This window comes from Mycobacterium arosiense ATCC BAA-1401 = DSM 45069 (assembly GCF_002086125.1).
In the GTDB taxonomy this organism is placed as follows: Bacteria; Actinomycetota; Actinomycetes; order Mycobacteriales; family Mycobacteriaceae; genus Mycobacterium; species Mycobacterium arosiense.
The window spans coordinates 1-244 of sequence record NZ_MVHG01000359.1 but is presented as its reverse complement, the minus strand read 5'-3'; the positions used below and the strand labels follow the sequence as shown (position 1 = coordinate 244).

1 protein-coding gene is annotated in these 244 nt (G+C 65.2%); it reads right to left on the bottom strand.

Annotation, left to right across the window (positions count from 1 at the left end; genetic code table 11):
- Positions 1 to 207 (bottom strand): gamma-butyrobetaine hydroxylase-like domain-containing protein (locus BST14_RS32190; RefSeq protein ID WP_142279729.1); only part of this gene is annotated, 207 nt, incomplete at its 3' end.
- Positions 208 to 244 lie beyond the last annotated feature (37 nt).

Sequence of the window (244 nt, the reverse complement as noted above, 5' to 3'; positions counted from 1 at the left end):
CAGTGCGTACTGGCCGGCGGGTTCGACGCCGACCAGGCCGACGTTCAGCTTGCCGTACTGCAATACCGGGTTGCCGTGGCCCTGGACCTCGGCCGAGGGCGAATGCACGCGGAGGAACTCGGCAGGCAGGTCGTAGCTATCCTCGCCGTAGCGCAGGGTCAGGGTCTTCGAGGCTTTGTGCAGCTGGATGGCGGAAGGGATACGCATCGCATCGGACTCGCGGAAGGGCGGAGTACAAGGATAC